This window comes from Mycobacterium sp. TH-M82 (assembly GCF_057473605.1).
Genome location: NZ_JBYCKY010000257.1, coordinates 1 through 6,443 on the forward strand (window position 1 = coordinate 1; position 6,443 = coordinate 6,443).

Genomic DNA, 6,443 nt, shown 5'->3' on the forward strand with positions numbered 1-6,443 from the left:
GGGTTGAAGTAGTGCCCGGTCTCCAGATGCGAACTGATCAGGTAGATCACCTTGGCGTTGGCGTGGTCGGGGCTGGGTCGATCGATGCCCATCCAGAACTGGTAGCCGGTGCGGCCCCCGCTTGAGCAGACGTTGGTGTGCGAATTGTGGCCGTCTACGCCCCAGCTGGCCAGCACCCGTTCGGTGTAGCCGTCCTCGCCGGGGCGTCCGATGTGCACCATGATCTCGTTTCGCCGGTGCTCGGTGATCGCGGCGCGCAGGCGTTGCGCCAGCGCATCGAGCGCCTCATCCCAGCTGACACGCTGCCACTGTCCGCCACCGCGAGGGCCGACGCGTTTGAGCGGGTAGAGGATCCGGTCGGGATCGGTGACTTGGTTGATGGTCGCCGGGCCCTTCGCGCAGTTTCGCCCCCGCGACCCGGGATGTTCGGGGTTGCCTTCGAACTTGCGGACCTGCAGCGAGTCCCGGTCGACGTAGGCCAGAAGCCCGCAGGCCGATTCACAGTTGAAACACGTTGTCGGCACTAGCAGGTAGCTGTGCTCGACGCGCCGCGGCCAGGACCGCGAGTCCAGCTCCGTCCAGTTGTCCCAGCGCTCTTTGGGCGGAAACGACGCCAGATGGGCTGCGCTGGGACCTTGATAGAAGGTCTCGCCGCGCTGTTCGACGGCGTGGCGGGCCGCCGACACCCGCCTGGCGAGTTGGTCGATCTCCGGTGCTGCGCGTTTCCGCATCGCTGTCCGTTTCCTTCCTCGATCAGGCCGAGATCAGGCCTCGATCAGGTCGAGTTCGTCCTAGGCCAGCGGAACCGCCTGCCCGGCCTGGATGTAAGCGTGTTCGTGGGCAAGCAGTCCGATCAGCGCGCACGGCACCGCGGGCCAACCGATCCACGGCGCGGCAACCGCCACCGCGACACCGCCGATGCCGACCCAGAAGAACGTCGCGAACCGGCCCCGAACCATCTCGTCGATCGCCAGGTGTGCGTGCGCGGTGACGTGGGGCATCGCCACCTCGGCCCACACCACCAGAATGTGCGCGGCGGCGACCGCCATCATGATCTCGGTGGCGACCAGGCTACGGTGCGGGGCATAACCTGTGGCCAGCAGAAACGGCAGCAGACCGGCCGCGCCGGCTAATATCGCCTGCAGCGTCAGATGCACGGGCAGCAGAGCGCTTTGCCACAAGTCACGGGCCTTGGCCTGGGCGAACAGAAAAGCGGTGTAGTACGCGGTGACCAGCGCCGAGGGCACTGCGACGATTCCGCTGGCCCGTTGCAACCACCCCACATCGAAGATGACAGCCAGCAGATACACGCCGAGGACCCCGCCGTAGCCGCCGAGCATGAATGCCCCGCGCACCAGCCAGCTGCGCCACTGCGGTCGGGTGAAGATCAGGTAGAAGCGAAACGGGTGCTTTAGATCCCAGGTCAACAGGATGCCGGTGATCGCCAGAAACGCCAGCGAACCAACGGGTGCGATCCATCGTGTCAACGGATCGTTCCAGTTGTTCTTGCCGATCAGCGTCAGGCCGACCGCCACCATCAGCAGGCCGGCAGCAAGGCTCTTCGTCCAGGTGTAGAGACTCACCCGCCACCCCCACGGCGCGCGATGGGGGATGTCGTAGGACACTAGTGCTGCGGCTGAGGAGGCCGCACGAACCGGGTGGCCCGCCGCCACCAGTTGCGGATCTGCGGGACCCTGAGTCGCCCACGCGTACAACCCGCCGTCCGGCCGGCGCGCCGCCAGCGGGTCCAGGGTGGCCTGGTGGGCACCGAGGTAAAACACCCCAGGCCCGGTTTCCTTCTCCGGTCGTCGCACCAGAGCAGGCCGACGATTGATGAGTTCGGCGACCTTAGACGAAGGATCCTCCAGGTCTCCGACAAGAATCGCCTCGGTGGGGCAGACCGTCACGCAGGCGGGTTCCAGCCCGACGTCGAGGCGGTGGGCGCACATGTTGCATTTTTCGGCGGAGTGATCCTCCGGGTTGATGAAGATGGCGTCATACGGGCATGCGGCCATGCACGCTTTGCAGCCGATGCAGATGTTCTTGTCGAAGTCGACGATCCCGTCGGGCCGCTTGTACATGGCCCGAGTGGGGCAGGCGGTCACGCACGGGGCGTCGGTGCACTGATTGCATCGCGTCACCTGAAACGCACGGCGGGTCTCCGGGAATTTGCCGACATCCACCGACTTGACGTAGGTCCGGTTCACGCCCAGCGGGACCTCGTTCTCGCTTTTGCACGCGGTGCTACACGCGTGGCAGCCGATGCAGCGAGTCTGGTCGAGAACCTTCACCCATCGTCCGACTTGAGGGGAGTCGACAGCCGCTTGGCTGATTTTGGAGCGGGATTGGCTTCGTTGGCCCATCACCGCCAACATACCTATACAGGTAACGGTACGCAACATCACAGGTGAACACATGAAAGACGTTGGCGCGATGTGGAAGTGATGGTGATTGGTGACGAGGACAGCCACCGGCTCAACAGGGTACGGCGTGCGCAGGGGCAGCTAGAGAACGCTGGTGTCGCTTTAGTAACCGCTGAGCAGTCGGCGAACGCGTCCGAGAGTGTCGGGTCCGACTCGACTGTGAATCCGAGACGGGTCAGCTGGCCGCCGTCCCCATAACAGCAGGACACGTGCGGCTTCGTCGGTTTCCAGTGTCGCCGGTCCCTCCGGTTCCACCAATGCGATCGACGTCGAGCCATTTTCAGCCGTGACCAAGACGTCTTTTGACCCACGGACACGCAGCCGGGCCTCGAATCGCTCGCCGGGTGGAAGGTCAAGCTGTTGGGCTCCTTTAGCCAGCAGCGGCCGGCCCACCGCGACCACACTATGGGTCGTCATCCACGGTTGGGCCAGTCGCGCCGGTGCCGCTGTGTCATCGCCGGTGATGTCCCAGCCGTGCAGAACCAGCTCCTCTCGCACGTGTTCGGCGAACCACGGCACCTTCATCGTGCGGCCGGCCCAGGCAACGTCGGTGTCGGTGGGCACGTCGTCGGCGGCTGCTGCCACTTCGTTGAAGGCGGCCATCGCCTCGTGTAGCGCCTCCCAGAGATCCGCGTCGTTCAAAGCACGCAGCGGTCCCTCGCGCTCATGAAAGCCGCGCGTGTCAGCCCTTTCGCCTTGCAGATGTTTGCCCAGCACGCGAGCGAGTTCTTCGGTGCCTCCGGCTATATGGATGACAAGGTCACGCACTGTCCAGGCTTCACACCACGTGCCGGCGTCGGGCTGCTGCTGCGCAACCGCATCCAGGAAAGGTTGCCACTCCGGAAACCGTTCAGTGTCGATCGTGTTCATAAGACCCATCGTGATGCCGACTTACTTCGGCCGCCGCCGAAATATCCGCGGCCTATCGTGGGTGGCATGTTCACCGATCCTGCTGTTGCTTTCGCCGGGCACGGTGACGCTGATATCGCCAGCGTTGCCGCGCTGGTCGGCGAGCGTGCTCGCGCACGCGTGTTGATGGCCTTGCTCGACGGGCGCGCGCTGCCGGCCGGCGTGCTGGCCGCCGAGGCCGAAGTAGCCGCCTCTACCGCCAGCGAGCATCTCGCCCGGCTCGTGGACGCCAGACTGGTGAGCGTCGAACGTCAGGGTCGGGCCCGCTACTTCCGTCTGGCCGGCCCTGGGGTGGCCGAAGCTCTGGAAGCACTTGCCCGGATCTCTCCGCCCGAGCCGATCCGCTCGTTGCGCCAGGGCACGCGTGCGCACGCCCTGCGCCGGGCACGTACCTGTTACAACCACCTCGCCGGGCGACTCGGCGTAGCGGTCATGGGCGCGCTGCTCGAGCAGGGCTTGCTCACCACCGGCGACGGGCGCTACAGCCCCGACGAAGCCGCCACCGATCGGCTGTCGGCGCGCGGTGCCGACTTGACCTACCAACTGACATCGACTGGACGAGATACGTTGGCCGCCTTCGGGATCGACCTGGCCGACCTGAGCCGCAAGAAGCCGATGATCCGCCACTGCGTGGACTGGTCTGAACAACGCCACCATCTCGCCGGCCCTCTGGGGGCCGCGCTTACCCAGCGCATGTTCGACCTGGACTGGATACGCCGCGTCAACCAGCGTCGCGCGGTGGTGCTTACCGACCTCGGCCGCCGAGGGCTCGCCGACACCTTCGGCGTGCCAGGAAACTGGGACTGATCGGCGCGGGGGCCAACTCGCATCGGTCTACTGGAGCGGGCAGTTGGACGCGAAAAGACCGGCAGTGGCTGCCAGCATGACGCATTTCATCCTAGCCCTTCCAGCAGGATATCGATACCACGATGATGGTAGGATGCTGGCATGCGCACTACCATCGATCGGGCCGGACGTTTGGTGATCCCAAAGTCGCTTCGCGAGCAGTCGGGCATTACCGCGGGCGAGGTAGAGATTTCCCTGGACGGGGCCGCTGTCCGCATCGAAAGCGTGGCAGCCGACAACCTCATCGAGCAGGACGGACTTCTGCTGTTACCCAGTGGCGGCCCAGAGCTTGACGCTGACGCGGTCAGGGAGTTGCGGCTTGCCGACCAGCGCTGAACACGTGCTGGTCGACACCAGCGCAGCACTTGCATTGGTGCAGAGTGAGAACCCGTTCCACCTCGCCGCCAGAGCCCGGCTGCTGGCATGCCGCCGTGGGATGTCAGGACATGCAGCGATCGAGCTACTGTCGGTCCTCACGCGGTTGCCACCACCACACCGCCTTAGTCCGGCTGCCGCACTTCGACTGGAGGAGAAGAATTTTCCCGAGTCTCGCTTCCTGTCCGCAACGGATACGAAGGACCTATTGCGGGAGTTGGCCATGGCGGGCTTGGCCGGCGGTGCGCTCTACGACGGTCTGGTGGGTGCAGCCGCCCGCAAGCACAAGCTGCCGCTCGTCACATGTGACCGACGAGCCGAATCGACATATCGCGTCCTCGCCGTCAACTACGAGCTGCTATCGCCGATTTCGCAATGATCACTAAGAAGACAACTGGACCATGCTTGAACCGTTACTCCGCCGCACCGCACTTCTTGCAAGGACGTTTCGGGCTCGCCAACCTAAGCTCGGTTGCCGGAATCACGCTGCCGCGGCGGGCGCTGGCGCACGATCGTCGGCCACCAGAACCACGGGCCGTAGATCCGTACCAGTGACGGCACGATGAACGAGCGCACGACCAGGGTGTCCAGCAGCAGGCCGATGCACACGGTGGAACCGACCTGGCCGATGGTCCGCGGATCGCTGGCGAGCATCGCCAACATGGTGAACGCGAACACCAGGCCGGCCGAGGTCACCACACCACCGGTGCTGCCCAGTGCCCGAATCAGGCCGGTGTTGAGCCCGGCGCCGAGCTCCTCCTTGAGCCGGGCGATCAGCAGCAGGTTGTAGTCGAACCGACCGCCACCAGGATGATGAACGTCAGCGGCAGGATCATCCAGTGCAGATGCAACCCGATCAGATGCTGCCAGATCAGTACCGACAACCCGAATGCCCCGGCGTAGGAGAACGCCACGGTGCCTGGAATCACCAACGCCGCCACCAGACTTCGGGTGAGGACCAGCATGATCAGGAAGATCAGCACGAACGCCGCGATCGCGGCGATCAGCAGGTCGGACCGTCCGTACTGTGCAATGTCGGAGTTGTTCGAGCCCGAACCACCGATGTAAATCTTCGCGCCGGCCAGGGAGGTCTCCTTGAGCGCGATCTTGATCGCGTCGGGGAACTTCTCGACGTGCTCGATGCCATCGGGCCCCATGGCGTTGCCCTCGTGGGTCACGATGAATCGTGCGGCCTTGCCGTCGGGCCCCGGATTTTCGAGCGCGGGGTGACGACCGGCTGAATCCTCACGGGATTGCCTCGCAGCCATCCGACAGCGCATTGCTCGCTGCGCAATGTTCAACCGGATCCCGGCACGCGACGGTGAGCGTGCAGTCACGGGTCTCGTTGTTGAGGATGCCGGCACGCGACCACCGTCTCGTGGCGACCTCGATCGCAAGCGCCAGATCGACGCTGGTCACCGTTGTCGGCGGCGGTAAATCTGCGAGCGGTGATCAATATCGAGGACGTGGACAACGCGGCCGTTCTCGTCGATCTGGTAGACGATGCGATAGGTGCCGCGGCGAGCGCCGTAACATCCGGCGAGAGGACCGAACAGCGGCTTGCCGACCCGCTGAGGATTGACCGCCAGTGCGGCATCGCAAAACTCCAACACTGCGGCGGCAACAGCTTCCGGAAGGCGCTGAGCAATTGCTCGGCGCGCGGCAGGCTGGAAACGGATCTCGTAGCGCTGCTCCGGTTCGGTCACCCGCCGGTTGCCCGGCGCCGCGTCAGGTCTTGGCGCACGGTAGCCAGGTCAGCGCCGGGCGCACCACGTCTCAGGGCTGCCAAGCTCTCTGCGACACGTGCGACAGCATCGGTATCACCGAGGATTTCCAACGTCATCTCCATGCCCTCGAGGTCATCCACCGACAGCAAGACAGCCTCCGCTT

General features: G+C 64.9%; 9 protein-coding genes and 1 pseudogene. 3 read left to right on the top strand and 7 right to left on the bottom strand.

What is annotated here, in order from left to right:
* The 3 genes from AC2VON_RS08030 to AC2VON_RS08040 all read right to left on the bottom strand — a co-directional run.
* Positions 1-731: molybdopterin-dependent oxidoreductase (locus tag AC2VON_RS08030; protein ID WP_486952474.1), on the bottom strand; the 731-nt coding region annotated here is incomplete at its 3' end.
* A 60-nt stretch (positions 732-791) separates the two neighbouring features.
* Entirely contained in the window at positions 792-2,207 is a 1,416-nt protein-coding gene (locus AC2VON_RS08035; protein ID WP_486952475.1) for a 4Fe-4S dicluster domain-containing protein, read from the bottom strand.
* Between the two features lie 318 nt (positions 2,208-2,525).
* The gene (locus AC2VON_RS08040) at positions 2,526-3,293 is read right to left on the bottom strand and encodes a maleylpyruvate isomerase N-terminal domain-containing protein (protein ID WP_486952476.1); all 768 of its coding nucleotides are present in this window, start codon (positions 3,291-3,293) and stop codon (positions 2,526-2,528) included.
* Positions 3,294-3,359: 66 nt separating this feature from the next.
* On the opposite strand from AC2VON_RS08040, the gene AC2VON_RS08045 reads away from it, so the two are divergent.
* The 3 genes from AC2VON_RS08045 (at position 3,360) to AC2VON_RS08055 (ending at position 4,932) form a co-directional block, all read left to right on the top strand.
* Positions 3,360-4,139, top strand: coding sequence for an ArsR/SmtB family transcription factor (locus AC2VON_RS08045; protein WP_486952477.1), 780 nt, complete (start codon positions 3,360-3,362; stop codon positions 4,137-4,139).
* Between the two features lie 141 nt (positions 4,140-4,280).
* Positions 4,281-4,514, top strand: coding sequence for an AbrB/MazE/SpoVT family DNA-binding domain-containing protein (locus AC2VON_RS08050; RefSeq protein WP_486952478.1), 234 nt, complete (start codon positions 4,281-4,283; stop codon positions 4,512-4,514).
* On the top strand, positions 4,498-4,932 hold the full coding sequence (locus AC2VON_RS08055) for a PIN domain-containing protein (protein ID WP_486952479.1): 435 nt from the start codon (positions 4,498-4,500) through the stop codon (positions 4,930-4,932). Before AC2VON_RS08050 ends, AC2VON_RS08055 begins: the two co-directional genes overlap by 17 nt.
* Before the next feature lie 83 nt (positions 4,933-5,015).
* On the opposite strand, the pseudogene AC2VON_RS08060 reads toward AC2VON_RS08055, so the two are convergent.
* From AC2VON_RS08060 to AC2VON_RS08075, 4 genes and pseudogenes are all read right to left on the bottom strand, one after another.
* Positions 5,016-5,758: pseudogene (locus AC2VON_RS08060) on the bottom strand (MMPL family transporter); the annotation flags it as partial.
* 40 nt (positions 5,759-5,798) lie between these two features.
* Positions 5,799-5,972, bottom strand: coding sequence for a hypothetical protein (locus tag AC2VON_RS08065; protein ID WP_486952480.1), 174 nt, complete (start codon positions 5,970-5,972; stop codon positions 5,799-5,801).
* Complete coding sequence (locus tag AC2VON_RS08070) at positions 5,969-6,259, bottom strand: type II toxin-antitoxin system RelE family toxin (RefSeq protein WP_486952481.1); 291 nt, start codon at positions 6,257-6,259, stop codon at positions 5,969-5,971. Before AC2VON_RS08070 ends, AC2VON_RS08065 begins: the two co-directional genes overlap by 4 nt.
* Positions 6,256-6,443 (bottom strand): hypothetical protein (locus AC2VON_RS08075; protein ID WP_486952482.1); only part of this gene is annotated, 188 nt, incomplete at its 5' end. The genes AC2VON_RS08075 and AC2VON_RS08070, both read right to left, overlap by 4 nt.

Excerpts from the sequence above, each read along its gene's own strand:
- AC2VON_RS08040 (WP_486952476.1), bottom strand. The coding sequence starts at position 3,293 with ATGAACACGATCGACACTGAACGGTTTCCGGAGTGGCAACCTTTCCTG.
- AC2VON_RS08045 (WP_486952477.1), top strand. The coding sequence starts at position 3,360 with ATGTTCACCGATCCTGCTGTTGCTTTCGCCGGGCACGGTGACGCTGAT.
- AC2VON_RS08050 (WP_486952478.1), top strand. The coding sequence starts at position 4,281 with ATGCGCACTACCATCGATCGGGCCGGACGTTTGGTGATCCCAAAGTCG.